The sequence below is a fragment of the Halorubrum luteum genome (assembly GCF_054652935.1).
The window spans coordinates 2,886,360-2,907,128 of the sequence record NZ_BAAIGT010000002.1 but is presented as its reverse complement, the minus strand read 5'-3'; the positions used below and the strand labels follow the sequence as shown (position 1 = coordinate 2,907,128).

Sequence of the window (20,769 nt, the reverse complement as noted above, 5' to 3'; positions counted from 1 at the left end):
AATCTTGGCTTCACCAAGCTCACAGTTGGCTCTGAACTCGTTTATCGGCAGACAAGGCGAATACCTCGGGGCTTGACCCCGAGACGATTCACCGGACTCCAGCCTCCTCGAGCGCGTTGAGCCACGACCCGAAGCGAAGACGATACGTATCAGCCGAATACCCGCCGTGTGTGTTCATGTCGAGTTTCCTCGGAGCACCATCGACTTCGTCGGAGAGGACACGAAGCTCCGCAAGTAACTCTTCTGAGGGTATGGGATTTGACCCTCGTTGGATCTCTCCCGGATCGAGCCCGGCATCTGAGATCGCCTCGTCCCATGAGTCGAATCGATTACGGTACGTAACATCTGAATACTTACCATGTCTGTTCATATCGGTCGTTTTTGGGACCTCGCCGAGGTCGTCATGGAGTCGCTGCAGTTCCGCGAGTAACTCTTCTTCGGGTATTGGATCGGGTCCTCTTGTGGGCCCTTCTGTCTCAAGGCCCGCCTCCGAAACTGCGTCTATCCATGAACCAAAGCGGTTGTAGTACACGCCGTAAGAATACGCGCCGTGGTTGTCCATGTCGGCTACCCTCGGGACATGACCGAGTTCATCGTGGAGTCTGCGGAGTTCCGCGAGCAACTCGTCTGTTGGTATTTTATCCGAAGAGGAGGTAGTTCGCTCTTTTTTATCTACGGCGTCTCGATCGATGCTCATGTTGTTGCGTCACTGGACACTGTAGTGCCAATGTATATTTCGAATTCAGTCTCTGAATAGACCGAAGAGAAACGAACTGCGACGCCACAGCCATACCATGGTGAACTCACCCCGGAGTCAAATCGCGGGGTAGTTGCCTCAACCGCCTGTACAATCGAGCCGCAAGATCCACCCCATAAGTTAGGGTGCTGAAAACGAGGACCGGACAAGGGGAATCGCCTTCCCGGCGGTGACAGCCCCAAGGCTGAACCCAACAGCGAATACGGTGACAATGCTGGGAAACGACGCCGCAAGGACCAACAGGACCGGAGCGACGGCTAAAACCGTCATTGTCTCCCAGCTGGGTGGCTCCGGGCCGTCTCGTGGACCGTCACCAAAGACGAATCTGTAGGGCTTGTTTCTCGACATGAGTACGTTCGGATACTATCCTATTCGTATAGTCCGTTCCGAAAGTTCAATTCGCTATTTTAACTTGACTGATAATGTCTCTCAAGAACGAGCTGGTTCGGCAGGAGAGTAAACCAACCGGTTCACAGAATCAAGGCGGATGCCACGGGGATTGATCCCGAGTCCGTTGAGGAGAGTCAGTTCGGAGTTTCACTCTTCGGAGGATTCATACAAAGAGGTCCAGTTTTGCCCGCATGGAGCTCAGCAGACGGCAACTCCTCGTTGCAGGCGGTATTGCCGGCGCTGGCACATTCGGGACCGGATACTGGCAGCGTCGGCGACTCGTCCGGTTCTCGACGATCAGAGAACTCCGAGAGATCATTGCCATTGACGTTCCACAGATAGCTGCTGATTCCATCATCACGATGCCCCTACTGGAATCGGCCCACGGGCGGGCTACCGACCGGTTTAACGACATCGAAGCACGCATCGATCCATCGTCTGACCATCCCTCCGACGCAATCGTGACAAATCTTCAAGAGCAACTCACTGAGACCGCACCCGAGCGTGTGGCGGTCTGGCCGCACGGAACGCCTGCGATACACTACGCTCGTCGCCAAGCGCTGTTCACGTACCGTCGGATCCGGTCGCGTATCATATCAGTTCTCGCAAACGTGGCTCCCGAGGAGTTGCCATCGGACGCTTTTGATGAGCAGATGACGGATGCCCGCGAGCAACGTACGTCAATGACCGTGCCGTATCAAGGACGGACTCTCGGAGAAGCGACGGTTGCCAGTTCCCTCATCGAATCCACCCTCAGCAACGCTGACGGCCATCTTGAAAATGCCGAGGAGGAAGACGAGTCAACCGAGCAGTGGGGGAATCTTGAACGGGCTACGGCAGCAATTGAGGACGGTGCAGCCTTCATCGACGTTCGGGACGGCACCAATTTGAATGCGGCACTATCGACACTCGCCGAACGGCTCGTGACCGAATACGAGCAACGAATAGAGAACGCACCCGATCCGCTTATCGAGGGAGTCACACATGAGGAGGGCCCCGTTTCATCGTTTGCGAACTCGGCCGTCGGGGCGTTACAGCGTTCCATGCGCGACCTTGGTGCGGCCCACTACTTTCGCAGAGGATTACTCGATGACGGGGCATATGGCCGGGCGGCGCATATTCATGCGTTACTGCTTCCAACCGTCCCGCTGTATGAGACGTTCGCTGAGGTCCCACGCGTACCCTATTGGGAAGAACTAGCGTACGACCGGGGGGCGACCCCAACTGAACTCGGTGCTGAAAAAGCAGCGACGATTGATACCCTTGAGCCGTACCTCGCTTCCAACGATCCACTCGTGACTCATCTCGCTGCCGTTCCGCTTGGGGTCGTCCGAAGGACTGATAATCGGCTGCAGACGCTGATTGACGATGCACGTACGCTGACCGATCCGGAATGGAGGAGACGCCGCGATCAAGCCCTGCTTCAATATGAAGGTGCACACCAGTATGCCGAATCGATTGAGGACACACTTGAGATCATACGAGAAGTAGAAAGGTAATGGCACCTACATCAATTCACGGATATTGCAAGTGTGCTCATGTTCACTGAAACCCTATTCTTCAGACAGGTTCTTGTCTGAAATAGCTAGTCGCTGCAGGGTGCGAACTGACCATCCACAAATCTACCAGCTACGAGGGACGTTCAGAGCGTCGTGCTAAATACACAGCGCATATCTTGCATGAAATCGTCTCAGAATCGTCGAGATCAGACCAGTCAGTACGGAGGTTGTATCTTGTACACAGGAGTCGAATCTATCCAGAAGTTACTGAGATCTAACACACGCTTGGATTAATGCTATGGCAACTCAGAGAATACTAAGCCTCCTGAAACAGTCCCCCGTATCCCTGATCATCGTGAATCCAGTTCAGATATTTCCACCCAATCAATCACAAGTTGTTCCGTCCACGCCTCTGTAAGGTTTGCCTGCCCGATTCGATTTACATGGTTTGAAAAGATAAGGCCGAATGGACGGGCAGTGCTCGCCGTGAGTGAACTGATCATCGCTGGTGGTGACGAACGTGTTGCAACTTTCTCTCCGTTGAAGTACCACTCAACCCGATCTTCGAACCACGCACAACCGTACCGATTGAAACTCTCGGTCAGATTTACCCCGACATCAACCGCTGATGGTGCATCTTCGTGTGTCTCTCTGTCATCCGGCTCTCCCGAGGCACTCCAGTGAACATTCACGTTCAGCGACTGCCGTTCCGTTTCGGGGTCGTCTCCACGTTGAAACAGTTCAACGATATCGATTTCAGGTGGCCAATTCATGTTTGCGGGGTGCATCCAGAAGGCAGGTAACACTCCCGTTCGACCCGGGAGCTTGAGCCGAGCTTCGACGTACTGGCCGGGAGACGGATCAACCGGGATCCCAACGGCGGGATGATGGGATTCGTCACCGACGCTTGAATTTATTACTCCTTGATAGCAACCGGACGGGCCAGTACCCTCGGATTCAATCTCTAAAACACAGTGATCATTTTCCACGAATACGTGGTCGGGGCTAACGGTTGCATCGTCGTCGGGGATCCAATCATCTCGATCAATAAATCCGACACCCCACCGATCCGGATCGAACCGATCCCACTGCTCTTCGACGACGACTGTCCAGTCGCCGTCAGGTCCGTCTGACATAGGTCCTCCTCGTATGGTTTCGAGACAGCCAGATATAGACAGTGCTCCCAACACGGTGAGCGCTCCCCGTCGGTTGACTCGGTCACGCTTCACAACACGGTTCGTACGTGTCCAGATTATTAATCTCTACTGAGAAACACCATATGCCAGTTCAGAAACCGAGTAATCAAGGCCAAATAAAACTGTCCTCTATCCCACCATCCGGTATGAGCGTTCCCTCACCGTCGTGATTTTCCAAATCTCCCTCCTCCAACCATGGATTAACCTCTTCAAGCGTTGCCGGGGAAATAAGGTCCGTTTCCGAAGCAATACGTTCCTTTTTTGGAGCCACCTTCTCGGTCACGGCAAACGTCTGTACGGGTGAGATCCAACCCCATAATGCACCAACAGTGTTCAAAACCACGAGTAGCGGTGTAAGCGGAAGGGCAAGCAACGTTATCCGTTCGTGGTTGATGTAAACGACGACGCCAACGAACGTGACGACAAACAGGATCGAAAAGGCGGCAATCGATCCCAAGAAGTACGTCGCTGATTGCGGGACGTACTGGGGAAATAGGAACAAAAACAGCGAAATAACCGGAATAACTGGTGATAGTGCCCATGCGATCATCCGGAAAGAGAGAAACGCGCGGTATCGGCGTGGGAGGATGTCAGCCGAGTGTTGTGTCCCGGAGAACCACCGACGCCGCTGTCGAAACATTCCGCGTAACGTTGGCGGTGCTTGATTTCGGAACTTTAGGTTGAGAACGCGGAAATCGACGTTTCGACGCTCAACCGCACGCCAGACGAAATTTGTATCTTCGGTAATCGTCTTGGCGTCCCACGTGATTTCGTCCTCTAATGATTTCCGAATGGCGATACCACCACCCCATGCATACAGCGGATACTTGAACCGACTGAATGCTCGTTGCTCGTATTGGTATCCGATTCGGAACGTCTCGGAGAGGTATGCGATCCACGATCCGGTGAAGGTCGGCATTTCGGTGATCTGAATGATATCTGCATCCGGGAGGCCAGTAAACTGCTGGACGATGGTGTCCTCATCAAGATATAGTATGAACTCCTGTGTACACGGAACGTTTTGACGCGCCCATTCAAGCGCACGGCCCTTATGAGTCGCGTTACACTCAAACTCGGTGGGAACGACGTGTACCGTTGCTCCCTCGATCTGGATATCGCGTTCGGCAATAACCCGGATATCACTGACACCCTCCGGAATCGAATCGACTGTCGCTTGGACGACGTCTTCGGCCCCGATGGTTAAAATACGAACTTGGACATCCTCATGCCCATACACCACCTCGTCGCTGGAGACTGTCTGTCCCCGTGCGAGGATACCCACCTCAAGCAACCAGAACAGCACTGACGCGGAATACAGAATAAAAATAGCCCATAGAATAACGAGTACGCTCTTGGGTAGAGGATTGTTGGTCAACTCTCAACAGTAGCTGGAAGCCACAGCAGGCAAGGGTGACGCGACCGCGTCACCCGACGAACGATGTTCCCAATCAAGACGTTCGTCTCGGAGCGTCGGGCCGCGAATCTGCTGGCACAGATTCGCTGGCGTGACGGCATCTATTGCCCACGCTGCCGTGGCGAATCTGTGATTCGGTACGGCAGCTATCGGGTGTTTCAGCGGTATCTCTGTAAGGATTGCGACCGCACGTTCAACGATCAGACAGGCACCGTTTTTGAACACTCAGCGGTCGAACTCAGAAAGTGGTTTCTCGCTGTCTACACCTACATCCGCTTCAACACGAGCCTCAGACAATTAGACGTAGAGATCGACGTTTCATACAAGACGATCTACCGGCGCGTCCAGCGCTTCCTGCGCGCGCTGGACGCACCTCGAATTCAGCTTGAAGGCCCCGTTGAGATCGACGAGTTCTACGTGAAAGCGGGTCTCAAGGGCCGCGAGCGCGACCAACCGTCGCGCTCGCGTGGCCTCTCTACGCGCGGACGCGGAACATACGCCGAAGACAAGCTCCCCGTGTTCGTTCTTGTAGACCGTGCCAGCGGTCAACGTCACGTGATCCCGGCGAAAGCCGCGACAGATCCAACAATTCGACTCCTGCTGGACAACCGCCAGCAGGAGTCGATGACTGTCTATACTGACGGCTTTCGGGCGTACGAACCACTTGAGGAAGACGACACAGTCACTCGTGAATATGTTGTCCACGGTGACGGCGAGTACGTTGATGGAGACGTTCACGTGAACACTTGCGAGAGCCACGCGTCGCTGGCGCGACGGTGGCTCACGCCGCATCGAGGCGTCTCCAAAGACCGACTCACACCGTATTTCCGCGCGTTTCAGCTCCGCCGTGAAGTGTTCCGAAAACCGGGAAAAGAAGCGCTCAAAACCATCCTCGAAACTGCGCTATGACTCACCAACAATCTCCGCCACAAGAGCGTAACGAGTATAATCGATGTTATAGAGAACATACTAAGCATGAATGTTCATTCTTTTGAGAACTATTAAATGTCGTGAATCCGGTCATGCCAAGCCCAACAAATCTCAGCAGAATGGAACAGGTTGAACAAGGGGATCGTGCTGAATCCATCCTCTGGATGTTGCACGCGATCTCTGCCAGACACTTGATAGATAGAACGGGACGTGCTGAATTGAGAGCGCGAATCTTGCACGACAACTCGGTCTGTTCGAGAGGTGCTGTGGTCGGTCAACACAGGTGATACAGGTATCACTACAACAAAAAGGATTGATCAGGTTTCGAGAATCCCTTCCAGTGTTCTGAGCGGACTGTTGAGATGAGTACAAGAGGCGGTGGCCGTCAGCCGTCCCGTTCCCAGAACACGGCGGCTGCGTTGTCTTTCCAAGTCACGTAAGCGGCGGGTTCAAACTCGTCATCGCCTTCATATCTTGGTAATTCGTCAAGTTGATTGGTTGTCTCTTCTCGTTCTTCATCGTTGAGTCGCCTTGTCGCCGTACTGCTGGTCTCAATCGCTTCGATGACAACCTCCTCGATAGGCCCCTCAATATTCGGGTCTTCAACACTCGTCGTCTCGGCCTCAGGTGGCGCAGTATCGTACGGGCGGGCAACGACACGGGTAACACGACTGTCGTTATCGTCGTTGTTTCCGAGACAGCCTGCAAGAACCAATGATGTGGCACAGCCACACCCTGCAAGGAGCTTTCGACGATTCATATCCCATTCTGTCCAACAGAACGGTAAATGTCTTCAGCAAGCTAAAACCGCTCTTTGTTTTGTCCTGCCCTCGCTTAGTTCGCAAGCAGGTTTTACAGCTGATTCAGTTGCTTCTGCGTGAATAGAACGTCCGTCGGCTGCTGAATAGACGCTCTATATCTCGCAGGCTGATCCTATCAGCTCCTAAGGATTTCAACAGAGCCGACTAAGCTGTTCTCAACAATCTCAACCAAGAAATCGAAGTATCCGTCTGATTATTTGGGCTGTTTGTAGACCCGTTTGTAGGTTAGGACGAGTTCCCCATCATCGTTTTCTTCAGCGGTAACTTCGAACACATCGCCTTTGGCTACATCAAATTCATCTTTGTATTCTGCAGGAATGGTTAGTTCGTAGGAGCTGGAGCCATGGCGTTCTCTTGCCTTTACCGTCGGAACAGTCATCGATTCGAGGATTACACTGTACCACTAACTTCTTTAGTGTTAAAAAAACGCTTTCGACACACTATGTACATAGTGTGATTTAGAATTATTCTTCCCAGCCCTCTACATCACTTTGCTTTGTAATTTCTACCCCCAGCGAATCGAAAAAATGCGTATTCAGATCGTCATCCGCTGTCTCAACCAACACAGGTAGGAACGTATCATAGAACCGTTCTTCGGCATGCTGGGGTGTGGTAATTGGAACTTCGGCCTCGATTACTGGCTCCGCCTGTAACCCATCCTCAGTACCTTCAATTGACGGCAACCATGCCGCCCGAGTCGCACGAGATGAATCTGCTCCATATTCATCTCGTTGGGTCATGTAGTATCGCTGGGATTCGACACCGAAGATCGAACGGAACAACGTCAGCCACCCGTTCGCTTCCATTGCAAATTGCTGATTTCGGTCAGCGCGACCGGAAGTCTTGATGCCGATTGCTGCTGCGATATCGTTCGGCCACAGCTGCCCCTCGACGTATTCGCGTCCGTTCTTCAGTAGCTCAATAGTCTCTCTATCCACATGCGTAAGATTATCGCGAAACACTCTCCGGTCGTCTTCGGAAACGTTGTCCAATCGAATGGCAACTGCATCAGGAGTACTGAACGTTAACTCCGCTCCCTGCTCTTCCATTGCATCAATCACGGCGTCGTAAGCAGAGAGAAAGTCCTCATCGAACAAGTTCCGAAGGTTGTAGTTGTCCCTCAACGTGATTATACAAACCTCGGAATCAAAATCGTAGTCCGGCTTGTCCCGATCTAACGTCCAATCTCCAGACGTAACATACTGATTCCAGTCCGCACAGCAATTCCAAAACGTTGCACGGACAAGCATCTCGTAGGTATCACCCGCAACAACCCCAACACCAGACGCAGAGAAACTGTGTTCTTCTTTTGTTTCGATCACTTCGTCATCAAAGTATCCGTTTTCGAAGAGGTATTGGCCGGCGGCTTTTGCGTTTTCCACCATTTGATCAATGTAGACCTCGTACTCTGTATCTGGTGGATTAGGGTCATTTTCAGTTCCGGGGAGAAAGTCCTCAAAGGTGCACTGTTTGGCGATCTCACGGTGGAACCGGAAGTCGGTGTCTCGGTCGGGACGACGGGCATCAACCCATGACGTACAGTATCCAAACTTGCAGTCTTCACAGTGTTCGGACGGCTCAACTTCGTATGGCACTATCGCTGGCTTGATAATTCAGACAGAAAATATCATCTGCACAATATGTTATAAGAAGAAATAAAATCATATATGTACATATTGTGCTAAATGCGTCGAGTGTAAATCAGAATCTATTTATCGCTATTCGCCAATCTTCGTAGTAATGAGAGCGTTGTCGCTATTCAGCGGCATGGGTGGGCTTGACGAAGGCCTCGAAACAGCCGGATTTGATATTGTAGGAGCTGTAGACAAATCTGAGTTCGTCGGCCCAAACTTCCCCCGTAACTTCCCCGATACCCCGTTCCACAATGGTGACGTTCGCAATCTTCTTGAGGACGACTTTCAGGACCGCGAAGATGGATTTGAAATTCCTGACGATCTTGACCTAGTTGCTGGTGGACCACCGTGCCAAGGAGTCTCTCAAATAGGCCCACGCGACCTCGATGATGTGCGCAACGACCTATTCGAGGTTTTCGTCAAAGTCGTTGCCAAGTACAAACCAAAAGCGGTATTGATGGAGAATGTCCCGAACATCCATCAATTGGGCGATGGTCGGTTCGATGAAGAAGTTATCGAAGGACTGCGGAGTAATGGGTACAGTAATGCTGCTCGCGTCAATTTCCATGCAGAGCAGTTTGGTGTCCCCCAGAAACGCGAACGGGCATTCTACTTCGCTACTCGTGACGATCTCGGGGCACTTGATTACGAGTGCGAACAGTTCGTCAAGGCACTCGCTGATACGATGCGTGTCGAAGAACCAGTAACAGTCTGGGAAGCAATTAGTGACCTCCCAGATGAAGTGGTTGAGGATACGGAAACCATGCCGTATCCCGACTGCGAAGACCCAACACCGTATCAAAAAGAAATGCGGCGGGACTACGACGGAGATATCTACAGTGCCAATGATGTCCTCTCGAAGGGAGTTTGCGAGAGAGATCCCGAGCGACTCCACCATCAGCATACGAAAGGAATCACGCAGGTTCGCATTGACCGTATACAGCATCTCGAACCCGGTGACGACGGAAGTGCAATTCCTGATGAACTCTGGGACGGACGCCGGTGGAAGTACCGCCGTCTTCCTTTCGACGAGCCAAGTCACACCCTAACGGCTCAGATGCATCGTGACCTTGCGGAGTGGGTACATCCAAAGGAGGAGTTGGTTCGCTGGATCACCGTGCGCGAAGCTATGCGGCTTCAATCTTTCCACGATGGGTTCGTTCTCGGTGTAAGTGAGTACCGGCAACTGGAGCAAATCGGGAACTCAGTACCACCCTTACTTGGGCGAGTCGTAGGTGAGATTAGTCAAGCACTCATTGAGAATGCTTCTGAAGGAAAAATGCCGACGGGAGTACAAGCGGAAGTGCAGTCCACTCTTAAAGGCTTCTAACTACTTTGAGAGAAGAATATCACTCCCATTCCCGCAGGAGGGCAGTATACTCCGTCTCTTTTTCTTCCCGCTGATTTTTACTGAATCTAATGGTGGCGTCAAACTTGCTGGTTGCGCTCTTCCAGCGGAGATTGTTGATGCGGTTCTCTGCTCCTGACCTCGCTCAGTAAGTAGCCTTCAGAACCACGTAGCACAGGATTTCACACAGAAATTCTGATCTCGAAACTCCCAGAAGGCTCTATCAACAATATGCTTTACAAGAGCGGTGATGAGAGATATGAGATGGTACCACGTCTAAACAAGGCCAGTAATTGTTTTCTTCGAAAGTAGAAGCTGAACTCACTGTACGTCCAGTAAATCTCCAATTATTTTTAAGTGGTGGAAGCCAAGACGAACTGAACAGGGACGGTCCGCGAAGGGCCCGGTGCGTGTACACCGAACCCCCTGTGCTGCCCTATGACAGCAAGCAATGATACGCGCCCCATGTCAAATAATACTGACGGGGCTCAGTCACCAGTAGGCCAGACAACAAAAATAACCTATCATATTCAATAACTACTAGTAGATCGTGCTGACCTGAAGATCGGTAGAAGACGGCGAGATATCGGTACACTCAGCAGTTATCGGTGGAGATCGAATCGGCTGTAGAATACGGGGGATGTGCAGCGCTTGACTGTCATCATCAAGAGTGGTCTCTGGGCGGCATCACTCATCGAGAGGCACTGTTTCATTGGCTCTCAGCGTCGACACGGATCGTCACGGCGGTAAAGACTCATCGTAATTACTATCAGTTCATCGCAATCAAGAGCGTTGAGCCTATTGCCGCTTCAGCTATGAATCGCTATATTCATGCGACACAGCGTCATTCGGTTGATTCTAGCAGATTAGGTCCGAAGTAGCGCTATGCTGTTCTATGCTTCTGGGTAATTTCGAGGGTGAAAATGCCTTCCCGGTAGGCGTCCTCAATGTGTTCGTAGTTCGGGTGGATGTAACCGTCAATTGCGTCTGGGAAGTCCTCGATCGGTTGTACTCGATCGCCCCGCATGTATTGGATGTACTCTCGTGATAACCCCACCTCAACGCGCCACCATGTGGTGAACCAGTGTCGACCGAAGTGACTCGTGAGTGCCTTGTGTTGCTCTGTTTCAGCGTATTTCGGATGGAACGCCTTTTTCCACTCTTTATTCACTCCATTGGGTTCCATTTGGGTGAAGGATCGTTTTGAAAGGAAGACCCACGGCTCGTCTACTTGTGGTCGAGTGAGGAGGTGACGGATGAGTAGCCAGCGAAGCTCGTTATCTACGGGTATAAGTCGCGGGTTCGAAGATTTGTTACCATCTCGATCGTGAGGGATGTAGATAACGTCGTTTCGATTCCTGATTGCAGGATGCGTTCCCATCTCAGGATACTGGTTTTGAACTTCTTGATGGCTAATATGAACTTCTGGAATACGAAGGTTACAGACCTCACCTGCACGCTCCCCTTGTTTTAGTTGAAATCCAATAATAGCACGCCGGCGGATGTTATGGATAGATTGGAATGCTAATCGAATTTGTTCAAGAGACAGATCATGGTGTGGCTTTCTATCGTCTTCACCGAGGCTAGCTTCCTTACTTGCAATATTGAAGGGGTGGTAATCGGTGGGATGTGGGAGCTCAGGTTTATCTTGCCAATATTCATAAGCCTGTGAAAGGCGAGAAAGCTTCCCCCTAATTGTTCGGCGGCTGTTTTGTTGAACATCCCGTTGCCATTTTATGAACGATTTCACATGGTTAGAGTTCGGACAAGCAGGATGCCTTTCAGAAGCAATCGCCTCCATGTGCCTCCGCCACTGTCGATACGTTCGGTGATAATTGACGATGGTGTCCTCTGATTCAATCCCATCGCGATTCTCAAGTACATTTGTGACGAAGTGGTCAAAAGGATCAGTTACTTCATAGAATGCATCGCTGTACTGTGCAAGCGGATCATCAGACCGGCCAAAAACGTTTGCATACTCCTGACCTGATGCCGAGATCGTCTTGTCTGAACCGCCGTCGACAGGTGATCTGTTACTCGTCACGCTCAGTCACCTCCGGACGCGCATCTATACGATACATCCAGACGCGACGTGTAACGTCATACTCAATCGCCGCCATGAGAAGTGGATTATAGAGATGGGGATGCTGGCAGTTTCTTTTGAGGTGCTCGTAGAAATTGTAGATGCGGACGTAATAATTCTCATAACAAGTCCTCCGATTTCGGCCACCGTCCAAGAGCAGACGGCACCACTCGTCTACATCATTGGGTGTGGCAAGTGCATGATGGCGTCCCTGAGAGGCCATATGATCTTTCCAAGAACTTCCCGCCCGTCGTGCACTTCGTCGAATGTAGTCTGAGTCGTACTGACCAAAGAGAACTTGCTCACAGTACTGCTTCCACGTCTCTTCGCCCGTGTAGTGTCCTGCATACGTCTTAAGACAATACCGCTGAGGGACACTACTATACTCTTGAAACGGGCCAGCGTACTGTTCTGGCTTTGTTCCTTTGCGTCGACTCATTATCTAAGCAGATTTATCATTTTCCGGCATGTCGATGTAGTACCCACCATTCCGCTGTGCCAGAACTTCACCCTCAAGAGCATCAAGATGACTCGCGACACGGCCGGGCACCGTATCCGCAATACGTTGAGTAATTTCTTGAGAGGTAACACCGGGATTCTGTTCAACGAACCCGATGATATCTGTGCGGGAGGTACGCTCTAACTGCTGTTCAAGATCGTCAATACGCTCACGCTGGCGTGCTACTTCTCGCTTGAGTTCTGATCGTCGCTTGCGGAGTTCTTGGATTGATTCAGCAGGAACATCATCCATGCTGATATTCTTCCTGCCTGCCTCAACCATTCGAATGATGTACCGACTGGTACTCATGTCTAGCTCTTCGGCCTGTTCGCACCACCCCGCATAGAGAGACTCTGGAGGGTAGCACGATGCCATGGTGGTATCAGAAGCAATTTCTGGCATGGTTTTGGTCGGTTTGGTGGGATGGTAATCAATCGGTGATTGAACTGGTAGACATATCCAGCTCTTCCGGATCAGCTCCGGAGATCTCAACGACTCGGGTACTACCATATTCGCGAATTTGGTATGCAATCGCTCGCCTAGCGTCCGTATCGATATTGAGACTCTGGAGGTCAGAGACCGATAAGAAGATACAGACTCCAATATTTGCCCCATCATACGATTCCAGTCGTGCGTACCGCGGCTGGGCGCTGAGTGAGCTATCAGCGGGGGTTGTGTTGGCTTGATCTAGGTCGGACATTGTAGGTGGAATTTAGTTATTTTGCTTGAGCGCTGCAGATCGGACAGTACGTGGCGTGATTCGTCCAGACACCTCAGGAGATTCATCACTGGCCTTGAGAACTGAGCGGCGGAGCGTCGCCAGACTAGCTCGACCGTGAACGGTCGTGATGAGTGGGTCCTGTTTGGTGTCTGCCGTAGTGTGACGTTCGTGCTTGATGTGGTGATCCAAGGCGTCCGCCAACTCGGCAGGCATCTGGTATTCTACTGAGGTATCGACAGCAACCTTTGGGCGCGGTATCTCAATTCGGTTTGAGTCGAAGTCAACGTGGCCGACGTTGATTTTCCGGATGTAGGTTGGCCGGTACTCAGAGCTGTAGATCAGTTCTACGATGATGTGTGCACGCGAACCATAGCGGTACTCGCGAAGGTATGAGAGCAGACTCCCGACTTCATCTTCTCTATCAGTCCGACTGTACGGATCAAATGCTCGTACCGCGGAGACCCTCATCCCGCTTTTAGACAGAAGCAGGTTTCTAAGGACCGAACTTTTCACCTTGAGAGTAGCCTCCTTCCACTCCGATCGGTGATCCTCAAGGAAATCTTGTAGGTGCTTTACACACAGTTCTTCACTCGAATCCACATGCTCTTCAGACCATTTCTGGAATTGCATGCAGGTTAGCCTGTACAAGCGTACGGTCGACTCAGCGCAACTCGAGGAGAGTTCCTCAAGGAAGGTTTCGACCTCATCTGTCGTCAGTGGTCCTACCATGCTGCGTTCCGTTGAATATCGCCTAAACTTGCGTTTCGATCACTACCAGAACCTGCGTGATCGCGTTCTGCATCTGGACTATCAGCGTTGGGGGTGTCGTTGGGCACTACATGTCCTCATAGCATCTCCATTGCTGTGATCGTTCCGCGCAACCCAGTGAGAGCCGAGGTCCAGAACTCGCGCCTGTTCCGTGGTGTATATAAAGAACGCACTCAGGTCCCCCACGTAGCGTCCGAATCTGGTATCGTCTATGATGAGATCGCGAAGCCGACGGTATTCCAGATACTCTCACCTCTGCTCCGTCTGCTCCGTTAAATAGCGGCCCCTAAGCACGGGAGCAGCTACTACAGCCTTAGGATCACGCTGATCATCAGCTCATGAGCCAATGCACATTCTGCCTACTCACTCACTGTTAGGTCAGCGCAGCCAGAATGACCCACAGCTAGTGTGGCTGGACGGGTTGTTCGCACTCGTAGCACTCCGCAAAGAGGCGCGTTTCACCTTCCACGTCGTATTCGATGAGGGTCGCTCCCGCTGGGACGGCCGACCCGCAGAACGGACAGGTACCGAGTTCCGACGCTGCATTCGACATGGGCGTTGGGGGAGGAACTTGGAGCGTGTGACATGATTTCAAGTTCCAGTTTTGTATACACCCACCACAGTTGAATAGGTAATGGGAGCGGAGTGGAAGTAATACACCGGAATCAACGCTGGCTCTTACCGAAGACAGTGAAACAACCGGCATCTCTCTCAGAATTGAGGAATCCGGCTGTGCAACATACAGAGGATGAGTTCAGCAGATTGGCCCTATTAATTTCATAGCGTCTGCGATAAATCAGCTGTGAGAGTAAGCGTACTTATTGATCGGAGGATCTTCAACGTAAGTTATTGCTAATTTCCGCTTCAGTTGTTTTGATTTGACAATCTACCCCGCCGAATTACAATGATTCTTCAGATCAATCGCCATCCAAAACCGTGTATCACTATAACTGCCAGTACCCCCAAAACTGTCATAGCCAGCATGTAGAGGATCATGATGATTCCCATTTGTTTTGTTGTCATCTCACCTTCAAGGATATCTGAAAGTCCCATGGTTCAACATAGTGTATAGCGGTCGTGCCCGCATTGGTCTCGCCGTTAATCGAGTAATACACTTATACGGGAGCCAGAAGATTTCATGCAAGACTTGCGCGCTGTATTCAGCATGGCCTCTCCAAACTATCAGCAGTTGAGGATTTCAACAGAGCCGCTTAGTCAAGTCCTGCCACAAAAGTCAATAATTTGCCTCTGTAGTTCGGCTAGACTACAGTCGATATGGGGAAGATGTACCTTATTTTCTCACAGATTACAATATAATTTTTAATTTTACTTACACCACCCTTTGATCGTCAATCTGAGCAGATCGGTAGACTGCGACCGATTCACCGATGTGAGTGTTTGTTGATTGGTTCGACCGCATTTTGTCCCAATTACGGCGAAGTATAGCGAAACTACAGAGAGCCTTTCTATGCTTTCCGTTAATCTCTCAGTGTCTAACACGCGGGTCCCATCAGCTGAAGCTTCGACGGGCACAGGCTAGTATATAAACCCTACACCGGAGGGCACAAGTGATGCCACCCATAGACCGCTACTAGTGCTAGCGCTGCGCATACCTGTATTCTACAGCCGGATTTGATCTCCATCGATAGTTGCTGTACGCACCAATATCTCACCGTCTTCTACCGATATTCAGGTCAACACGATCTACTAGTAGTTTCTGAATATGGAACGCCGTGCCTCGTATCGTCCCCCTCCGACTATGCAGTCACAACACCGCGAAACTACCAGTAGTCCTTTGATATTGACCAAGGGTTTCTTTCAGGATTGGTTTTGCCCAACTACCGTAACCGATCACGATGTGCTGCTGATTTGGTTACGAGATCGGCCCACACTTGCACGTGTGCTTGACACCCGTGAGTGGTCTCGAACATCATTTGTACACAAAATAGCAGGACTACTTTGTCCAACTACACAGGAACTCACGGTCGCAGGATGCTCAGATTGGCGCTTTACCGACCCGGTTAGAGTGGATCGTTGGTGACTCTCAGACCGTTACAAGTCTTGTGGCATGACAGTCTTGCGGTCGTTCGCTTCAGCACGACGGGAGGCTTCCTCAATGAGTTCGGCTACTTCTTCATCCAGAGCATCGTAGAAATCTGCTGCAACTGGGTGGTCTTCTAGTGCATCCTGCACACCGCTATTGACGATCAGGTCTGTCATACAACCGGTATTAGCGGGTCAGAATAGTAAATATTGGCAAATTGGCTCGTGAGTAACAGGATAATTCCGAGACTGTTCACAGAGTGAGCTCAGCAATCTCCCAGTCGCCCGAGAGCTCATTGTCCAGTCCCTCGTCACTCACGAGCTTCCGTATCCGCTGCTCAACATCATCATCAAGCCTAAATTCGGAGTCGAACTCCTCTTGCCATTCCCAGTAGCGCGGGATCGTCGGCGAAAACTCACTCACCGCTCCGGCGGGTGCATCCAAAAGATGGCGGGCTTCGGATATGTCCCCTCGTGGATGGGCAAAGCTTCTACTGATGTTGTCGTCATTCACGATTCGTTCCAGTAAGTCGATAGCCGCGTGCTGGTCTGCATAGAATGCATGTTCGAGCATTGGATTTACGACAAAGATGTCCTTCGAGGCATGCTGGTGAATGGTGTCTGCAACAGCGTGATCAGGATGTCCGATCCCCCAACCGTACGGATGGACTCCCTCGTTGATGAAATCGTATCCGTCGCCCTCGACACGATCAAGAATTGAGCTGAAGAACTCCAACGATTTGACTGGGATCTCCGTTACACCCTCTGTGAGTCGGGTCCGGATCAGATACCGACCCGTGACATTCTGAAGGACTGTCGTCACATGAGGGAACTCGTCTGATGTGTCCGGGTGACAGGCGTCAAGAAACTCTTCAAGCAACTCCCAACCTTCCGCTAGTACGGCATCATCAAGCACAGCGATGAGTCGTTCCCGATACGCACGGGTAATCCCCTGATAGCGGTCGGACTCCCCTTGTTCGTGTGCTGACGATAGCTCAGCCTCATACGTTGCTACTGCCTGCATGAGTGCCGCCACATCCCCATCGTCAGCAGTTGCTAACTGCTGTTCAAGCGCCTCTATTTCGATTGGATCTGATCGTCTGTCTGGCACCATTGGTTCTCTCTACAGAAACTCTAGTCGTAATGCTTGTGTCTCAAAACCGTAATAGTAGCGTATGAAAGCGACGTATGCTCTCAGTGTTACCATCGAATCACACGACTACAGGGGCGAGTTCTATCTCATGGGCGATGAATACGATACAGGTGAAGATGTCCTAAAATACGTAGCAACTGACCATATCTTAGCAATGAAGCAACGCCCACACGTTGCCGAATACCTTTTAGAGACACTCCGAGATGGTGAGAACGTGAGCAAGGCAGAGTACGACCAAGCTGACCCGGATGTCTCCTGTGGGCTCCACTTCGATGTTAACCACCAACAGTTCGGATTCTGGGTTGGCGACCGTAGAGTCGAGATCGGGAGGCGACCAACAAAGAGCGAATTGCGCTCAATCGCTGACGACCTTTCGGTGTAGTCACTTCCTCGTTCTCCACTCCAGCAACGACAAGTATGCGACCTGCATAAAGAGAGTTGAATGCGTCTCTTGTTTGATGATGGGACACTCCTTGTTGAAGACGCTCCTGAGTCTGTGCCGTATGCTGAGTGGGACGACCGTGTCGATGAGTACCGAGCACAGGCACACCATTACCGTGACATTCGAAAGTGGGTGACCGGATCTGATGGGCAAGCCAGCCTTGAACAGCCAATGGGAACTGTGGCTGAATTGGAAGACAAGGCTCGTGCGTACTCGAAGTTCCATCTCACGCCTTCTGTCGCTATTGAACCTCGTGATTACCAGCAGGAGGCACTCTCAGCGTGGCAGGATAACGACCGTCAGGGGAGTGTGATCCTCCCCACAGGAAGCGGAAAGACGTTTCTTGCCGTCCAAGCAATTGCTGATACTGGTGTCAGCACGCTCGTTGTCGTGCCGACTATCGACCTGATGAACCAGTGGCACGCCACTCTCACGAACGCTTTCGGGAATCAACTCCCTGATGGAATCGGCGTCTTGGGCGGTGGAAGCCACAACGTGACCAATATTACGGTGACGACCTACGACTCTGCGTACCGGTATATCAACGAGTACGGCGACCGGTTCGGACTTCTCGTGGTGGACGAAGTACACCACCTTCCAGCACCGACCTACCAACAAATCCCTGAGATGACAATTGCTCCGTATCGACTTGGACTCACGGCTACCTACGAGCGTGCTGACGGTAAACATGAAGAGCTAGCGGAACTGTTGGGCACGGTTGTGTATCGAGAAGGAGTCGACGAACTTGCCGGGGAGTATCTCAGCGAGTACGAGACGCTCCATCTCAGCGTGGAACTCACTGATGAGGAACGGAAGCAGTATACTGAAGAATACCAGATTTACCGCGACTACGTCGAGAGTCATGATTTTGATCTCTGGAAAGAGAGCGGCTATCAGGAATTTCTCAAGCGCACGTCATACGATCCGCAAGGACGACGGGCCCTCATTGCGAAGCAACGAGCCGAGAAAATTGCTCGGACTGCGGAAAAGAAACTCGATACGCTGGATAGTTTGCTGAAGAGACACCACGACGACCGTACAATCATCTTTACAGCGAACAACGAGTTTGCATACGAGATCTCTCAAGAGTTTGTTGTTCCCTGTATCACGCATCAGACCGAGACTGAGGAGCGAACAGAGATTCTAGAGCGATTTCGAACAGGAAAGTACTCGATGCTTGCTACCTCGCAGGTGCTGGATGAGGGAATCGACGTCCCGTCTGCAAACGTGGGTATCATCCTCTCTGGAAGTGCATCGAAACGACAGTATGCACAGCGGTTGGGGCGGATTCTTCGTCCAACAGATGATCGTCAACCCGCTCGACTCTATGAGATCATTACCGAGGATACGATGGAGACCTACGTATCTGAACGGCGACGGCAGGGGGTGAGCGCTAATGCTGACAGCTGACCTCGCCCGCTCACGTACGTACGAAGGAACTATTTCCCCGCTGTTCATCGACGCGGACGACCAGCAGTACCGAGAGACCGCTACAGAACTCATCCAGATCTTCGAGGAGCATCTCGGACAATCCAAGGGTAGGCTGGAGGAGACGATAGACGAACTCACTATCGCAGACACGGACTACAAGATCGTACAAGGGCTGGCGAAACTGCTCAAAGACGAGTGTGAATTCGAAACCGTTGCACCAGTAGATCCACAGGAAATCCGGCAGCGGCTTTTTGAGAAAGCGAACGATTCGTACCCGATTGCACGTCAGCCCACGCTCGGTGAGGACACACAAAAGTTGGAGGTGTACAGTGCTGTTGCTGACCAGTTCGGAATCTCACTCGAAGACTGCTACCGAGGCATGTACGCCGATTTAGAGGAGAACAAGCGACTTGTACGATTTGGACACCGTACGTCCGATGAGTATGATGAGGCTGACGACGGGACGACTACGACACGGTTGACTGGAGATAGTGAGAAATCGTATGCTGAGGATACGATAACGGTCGATTGGCTTCTCACACGCTACAATCTCGCTCTGGCACAAGCAGTACTGTACGATGCGACAGAGATGCGAATACGAGTCTGGGACTCGTTTGCGACGGTCTTCAGCTACGTGAAACTGTTTGGGCTGATGCACCGCATCTATCCAATCGACGCCAACGGAAACCGTGTCTCCAGTACAGACGTTGCCGACGGGTACGAGGCTATTCTGGATGGAGCAGCGTCTCTCTTCTCGAAATCGAGGAAGTACGGAATACGGATGTCAAACTTCCTTCCGGCTCTCCCATTGTGTGACCGCTGGGAGATGGAAGCCGACATTCTTGATGACGATGGAGGAGCAACGAGTCAAACGCTCTCGTTTGAACTTGACCACACGGACGAACTCTCCTCGCACTACTCGGCTCAGAGCGATTTTGACTCCGATGTGGAACGCACACTTGCCCAGAAATGGGGACGTGCCAACACAGACTGGCAACTCGTCCGCGAGGATGACGTACTAGACCTAGGAGCAGAGGTAATGCTCCCAGACTTCGCTATCGAACACCCTGATGGACGTCGAGTCATATTCGAGATTGTCGGATTCTGGACGCCAGAGTATCTGAATGAAAAGCTGGCGAAGATACGGAATGCTGACCGGGACAACCTCATCGTCGCCGTCTCTGAACGGTTGGACTGTTCGTCTGAAGATTTCGATGGGCTGGATGACCGTATCTTGTGGTTCAAATCGGGTATCCACGTCTATGACGTGATTGAATTAGCGAAGGAGTACGCAGTTGAGTTCTCACCACGGCAATAGCGTTGATCTCGCCTATTACTTCCGCCGCACTCTCCTTAGTTATACAACAGCTGGGTGCGTATGCAAGCGTGGAACTTGGAATCCTGTCACACGCTCCACGTTCCTCATCACATCATGTCCAATGCAGTGTCGAAACTCGGTACGTGTCCATTCTGTGGGTCGGCTGTTCCAGCCGGAGCATTGCTCATCGAATATGAGGTTGAAGAGGGAACACGCCTCTTTGCGGAGTGCTACGAATGTGAAGAGCCGGTCCAGCCACAGTAGCTGTAACACGCACAAACTACTGTTCATGTCATACTGTCGAGTCACTATCACCTAGCTG

General features: G+C 51.6%; 19 protein-coding genes. 7 read left to right on the top strand and 12 right to left on the bottom strand.

What is annotated here, in order from left to right; all coding sequences use genetic code 11:
• Positions 1-88 precede the first annotated feature (88 nt).
• Complete coding sequence (locus ACYQ0R_RS14435; protein ID WP_459825117.1) at positions 89-697, bottom strand: homing endonuclease associated repeat-containing protein; 609 nt, start codon at positions 695-697, stop codon at positions 89-91.
• A 641-nt stretch (positions 698-1,338) separates the two neighbouring features.
• Between ACYQ0R_RS14435 and ACYQ0R_RS14430 the strand changes: the two genes are divergently transcribed.
• Entirely contained in the window at positions 1,339-2,646 is a 1,308-nt protein-coding gene (locus ACYQ0R_RS14430; protein ID WP_459825115.1) for a hypothetical protein, read from the top strand.
• Between the two features lie 350 nt (positions 2,647-2,996).
• Here ACYQ0R_RS14430 and ACYQ0R_RS14425 read toward each other — a convergent pair whose 3' ends face one another.
• On the bottom strand, positions 2,997-3,782 hold the full coding sequence (locus ACYQ0R_RS14425; RefSeq protein ID WP_459825113.1) for a glycoside hydrolase family 16 protein: 786 nt from the start codon (positions 3,780-3,782) through the stop codon (positions 2,997-2,999).
• Between the two features lie 166 nt (positions 3,783-3,948).
• Positions 3,949-5,145 (bottom strand): glycosyltransferase family 2 protein, encoded by a 1,197-nt coding sequence (locus ACYQ0R_RS14420; protein WP_459825110.1) that lies wholly within the window; start codon positions 5,143-5,145, stop codon positions 3,949-3,951.
• A gap of 135 nt (positions 5,146-5,280) precedes the next feature.
• Here ACYQ0R_RS14420 and ACYQ0R_RS14415 point away from each other — a divergent pair, with 135 nt between their 5' ends.
• Positions 5,281-6,165 carry an IS1595 family transposase gene (locus tag ACYQ0R_RS14415; RefSeq protein ID WP_459825108.1) on the top strand — a complete coding sequence of 295 codons (885 nt, stop codon included), beginning with the start codon at positions 5,281-5,283 and terminating at the stop codon, positions 6,163-6,165.
• A gap of 406 nt (positions 6,166-6,571) precedes the next feature.
• Here the strand turns inward: ACYQ0R_RS14415 and ACYQ0R_RS14410 are convergent, their stop codons facing one another.
• The 3 genes from ACYQ0R_RS14410 to ACYQ0R_RS14400 form a co-directional block, all read right to left on the bottom strand.
• Positions 6,572-6,946 carry a hypothetical protein gene (locus ACYQ0R_RS14410; RefSeq protein ID WP_459825106.1) on the bottom strand — a complete coding sequence of 125 codons (375 nt, stop codon included), beginning with the start codon at positions 6,944-6,946 and terminating at the stop codon, positions 6,572-6,574.
• 254 nt (positions 6,947-7,200) lie between these two features.
• A complete protein-coding gene (locus ACYQ0R_RS14405; protein WP_459825103.1) occupies positions 7,201-7,386 on the bottom strand; it encodes an AbrB/MazE/SpoVT family DNA-binding domain-containing protein in 186 nt (61 codons plus the stop codon).
• An 85-nt stretch (positions 7,387-7,471) separates the two neighbouring features.
• Entirely contained in the window at positions 7,472-8,602 is a 1,131-nt protein-coding gene (locus tag ACYQ0R_RS14400) for a Cfr10I/Bse634I family restriction endonuclease (protein WP_459825101.1), read from the bottom strand.
• Positions 8,603-8,747: 145 nt separating this feature from the next.
• On the opposite strand from ACYQ0R_RS14400, the gene ACYQ0R_RS14395 reads away from it, so the two are divergent.
• Positions 8,748-9,971, top strand: coding sequence for a DNA cytosine methyltransferase (locus ACYQ0R_RS14395; RefSeq protein ID WP_459825099.1), 1,224 nt, complete (start codon positions 8,748-8,750; stop codon positions 9,969-9,971).
• A 901-nt stretch (positions 9,972-10,872) separates the two neighbouring features.
• Here the strand turns inward: ACYQ0R_RS14395 and ACYQ0R_RS14390 are convergent.
• The 6 genes from ACYQ0R_RS14390 to ACYQ0R_RS14365 form a co-directional block, all read right to left on the bottom strand.
• On the bottom strand, positions 10,873-12,033 hold the full coding sequence (locus ACYQ0R_RS14390) for a tyrosine-type recombinase/integrase (RefSeq protein ID WP_459825096.1): 1,161 nt from the start codon (positions 12,031-12,033) through the stop codon (positions 10,873-10,875).
• A 481-nt stretch (positions 12,034-12,514) separates the two neighbouring features.
• Positions 12,515-12,973, bottom strand: coding sequence for a hypothetical protein (locus ACYQ0R_RS14385; RefSeq protein WP_459825093.1), 459 nt, complete (start codon positions 12,971-12,973; stop codon positions 12,515-12,517).
• Between the two features lie 310 nt (positions 12,974-13,283).
• On the bottom strand, positions 13,284-14,021 hold the full coding sequence (locus ACYQ0R_RS14380) for a site-specific integrase (protein ID WP_459825090.1): 738 nt from the start codon (positions 14,019-14,021) through the stop codon (positions 13,284-13,286).
• A gap of 442 nt (positions 14,022-14,463) precedes the next feature.
• Positions 14,464-14,613: a DUF7837 family putative zinc-binding protein gene (locus tag ACYQ0R_RS14375; RefSeq protein WP_459825088.1), complete on the bottom strand. Its 150-nt coding sequence runs from the start codon at positions 14,611-14,613 to the stop codon at positions 14,464-14,466.
• Positions 14,614-16,112: 1,499 nt separating this feature from the next.
• Entirely contained in the window at positions 16,113-16,280 is a 168-nt protein-coding gene (locus ACYQ0R_RS14370; protein ID WP_089385250.1) for a DUF1931 domain-containing protein, read from the bottom strand.
• A gap of 76 nt (positions 16,281-16,356) precedes the next feature.
• Entirely contained in the window at positions 16,357-17,217 is an 861-nt protein-coding gene (locus tag ACYQ0R_RS14365) for a DUF8137 family protein (protein ID WP_459825085.1), read from the bottom strand.
• A 61-nt stretch (positions 17,218-17,278) separates the two neighbouring features.
• Here ACYQ0R_RS14365 and ACYQ0R_RS14360 point away from each other — a divergent pair, with 61 nt between their 5' ends.
• The 4 genes from ACYQ0R_RS14360 to ACYQ0R_RS14345 are packed head-to-tail and all read left to right on the top strand — an operon-like array spanning position 17,279 to position 20,711.
• Entirely contained in the window at positions 17,279-17,638 is a 360-nt protein-coding gene (locus ACYQ0R_RS14360; protein ID WP_459825083.1) for a hypothetical protein, read from the top strand.
• A gap of 60 nt (positions 17,639-17,698) precedes the next feature.
• Complete coding sequence (locus ACYQ0R_RS14355; RefSeq protein ID WP_459825080.1) at positions 17,699-19,108, top strand: DEAD/DEAH box helicase family protein; 1,410 nt, start codon at positions 17,699-17,701, stop codon at positions 19,106-19,108.
• Entirely contained in the window at positions 19,095-20,447 is a 1,353-nt protein-coding gene (locus ACYQ0R_RS14350; RefSeq protein ID WP_459825078.1) for a DUF790 family protein, read from the top strand. Before ACYQ0R_RS14355 ends, ACYQ0R_RS14350 begins: the two co-directional genes overlap by 14 nt.
• Before the next feature lie 60 nt (positions 20,448-20,507).
• Complete coding sequence (locus ACYQ0R_RS14345; protein ID WP_459825075.1) at positions 20,508-20,711, top strand: DUF7837 family putative zinc-binding protein; 204 nt, start codon at positions 20,508-20,510, stop codon at positions 20,709-20,711.
• Positions 20,712-20,769: the final 58 nt, after the last annotated feature.

Coding starts and splice junctions, on each gene's coding strand:
- ACYQ0R_RS14415 (WP_459825108.1), top strand. CDS start 5,281: ATGTTCCCAATCAAGACGTTCGTCTCGGAGCGTCGGGCCGCGAATCTG.
- ACYQ0R_RS14365 (WP_459825085.1), bottom strand. CDS start 17,217: ATGGTGCCAGACAGACGATCAGATCCAATCGAAATAGAGGCGCTTGAA.
- ACYQ0R_RS14345 (WP_459825075.1), top strand. CDS start 20,508: ATGCAAGCGTGGAACTTGGAATCCTGTCACACGCTCCACGTTCCTCAT.
- ACYQ0R_RS14370 (WP_089385250.1), bottom strand. CDS start 16,280: ATGACAGACCTGATCGTCAATAGCGGTGTGCAGGATGCACTAGAAGAC.
- ACYQ0R_RS14385 (WP_459825093.1), bottom strand. CDS start 12,973: ATGCCAGAAATTGCTTCTGATACCACCATGGCATCGTGCTACCCTCCA.
- ACYQ0R_RS14380 (WP_459825090.1), bottom strand. CDS start 14,021: ATGGTAGGACCACTGACGACAGATGAGGTCGAAACCTTCCTTGAGGAA.
- ACYQ0R_RS14410 (WP_459825106.1), bottom strand. CDS start 6,946: ATGAATCGTCGAAAGCTCCTTGCAGGGTGTGGCTGTGCCACATCATTG.
- ACYQ0R_RS14375 (WP_459825088.1), bottom strand. CDS start 14,613: ATGTCGAATGCAGCGTCGGAACTCGGTACCTGTCCGTTCTGCGGGTCG.
- ACYQ0R_RS14350 (WP_459825078.1), top strand. CDS start 19,095: ATGCTGACAGCTGACCTCGCCCGCTCACGTACGTACGAAGGAACTATT.
- ACYQ0R_RS14435 (WP_459825117.1), bottom strand. CDS start 697: ATGAGCATCGATCGAGACGCCGTAGATAAAAAAGAGCGAACTACCTCC.
- ACYQ0R_RS14355 (WP_459825080.1), top strand. CDS start 17,699: ATGCGTCTCTTGTTTGATGATGGGACACTCCTTGTTGAAGACGCTCCT.
- ACYQ0R_RS14425 (WP_459825113.1), bottom strand. CDS start 3,782: ATGTCAGACGGACCTGACGGCGACTGGACAGTCGTCGTCGAAGAGCAG.
- ACYQ0R_RS14395 (WP_459825099.1), top strand. CDS start 8,748: ATGAGAGCGTTGTCGCTATTCAGCGGCATGGGTGGGCTTGACGAAGGC.
- ACYQ0R_RS14360 (WP_459825083.1), top strand. CDS start 17,279: ATGAAAGCGACGTATGCTCTCAGTGTTACCATCGAATCACACGACTAC.
- ACYQ0R_RS14430 (WP_459825115.1), top strand. CDS start 1,339: ATGGAGCTCAGCAGACGGCAACTCCTCGTTGCAGGCGGTATTGCCGGC.
- ACYQ0R_RS14405 (WP_459825103.1), bottom strand. CDS start 7,386: ATGACTGTTCCGACGGTAAAGGCAAGAGAACGCCATGGCTCCAGCTCC.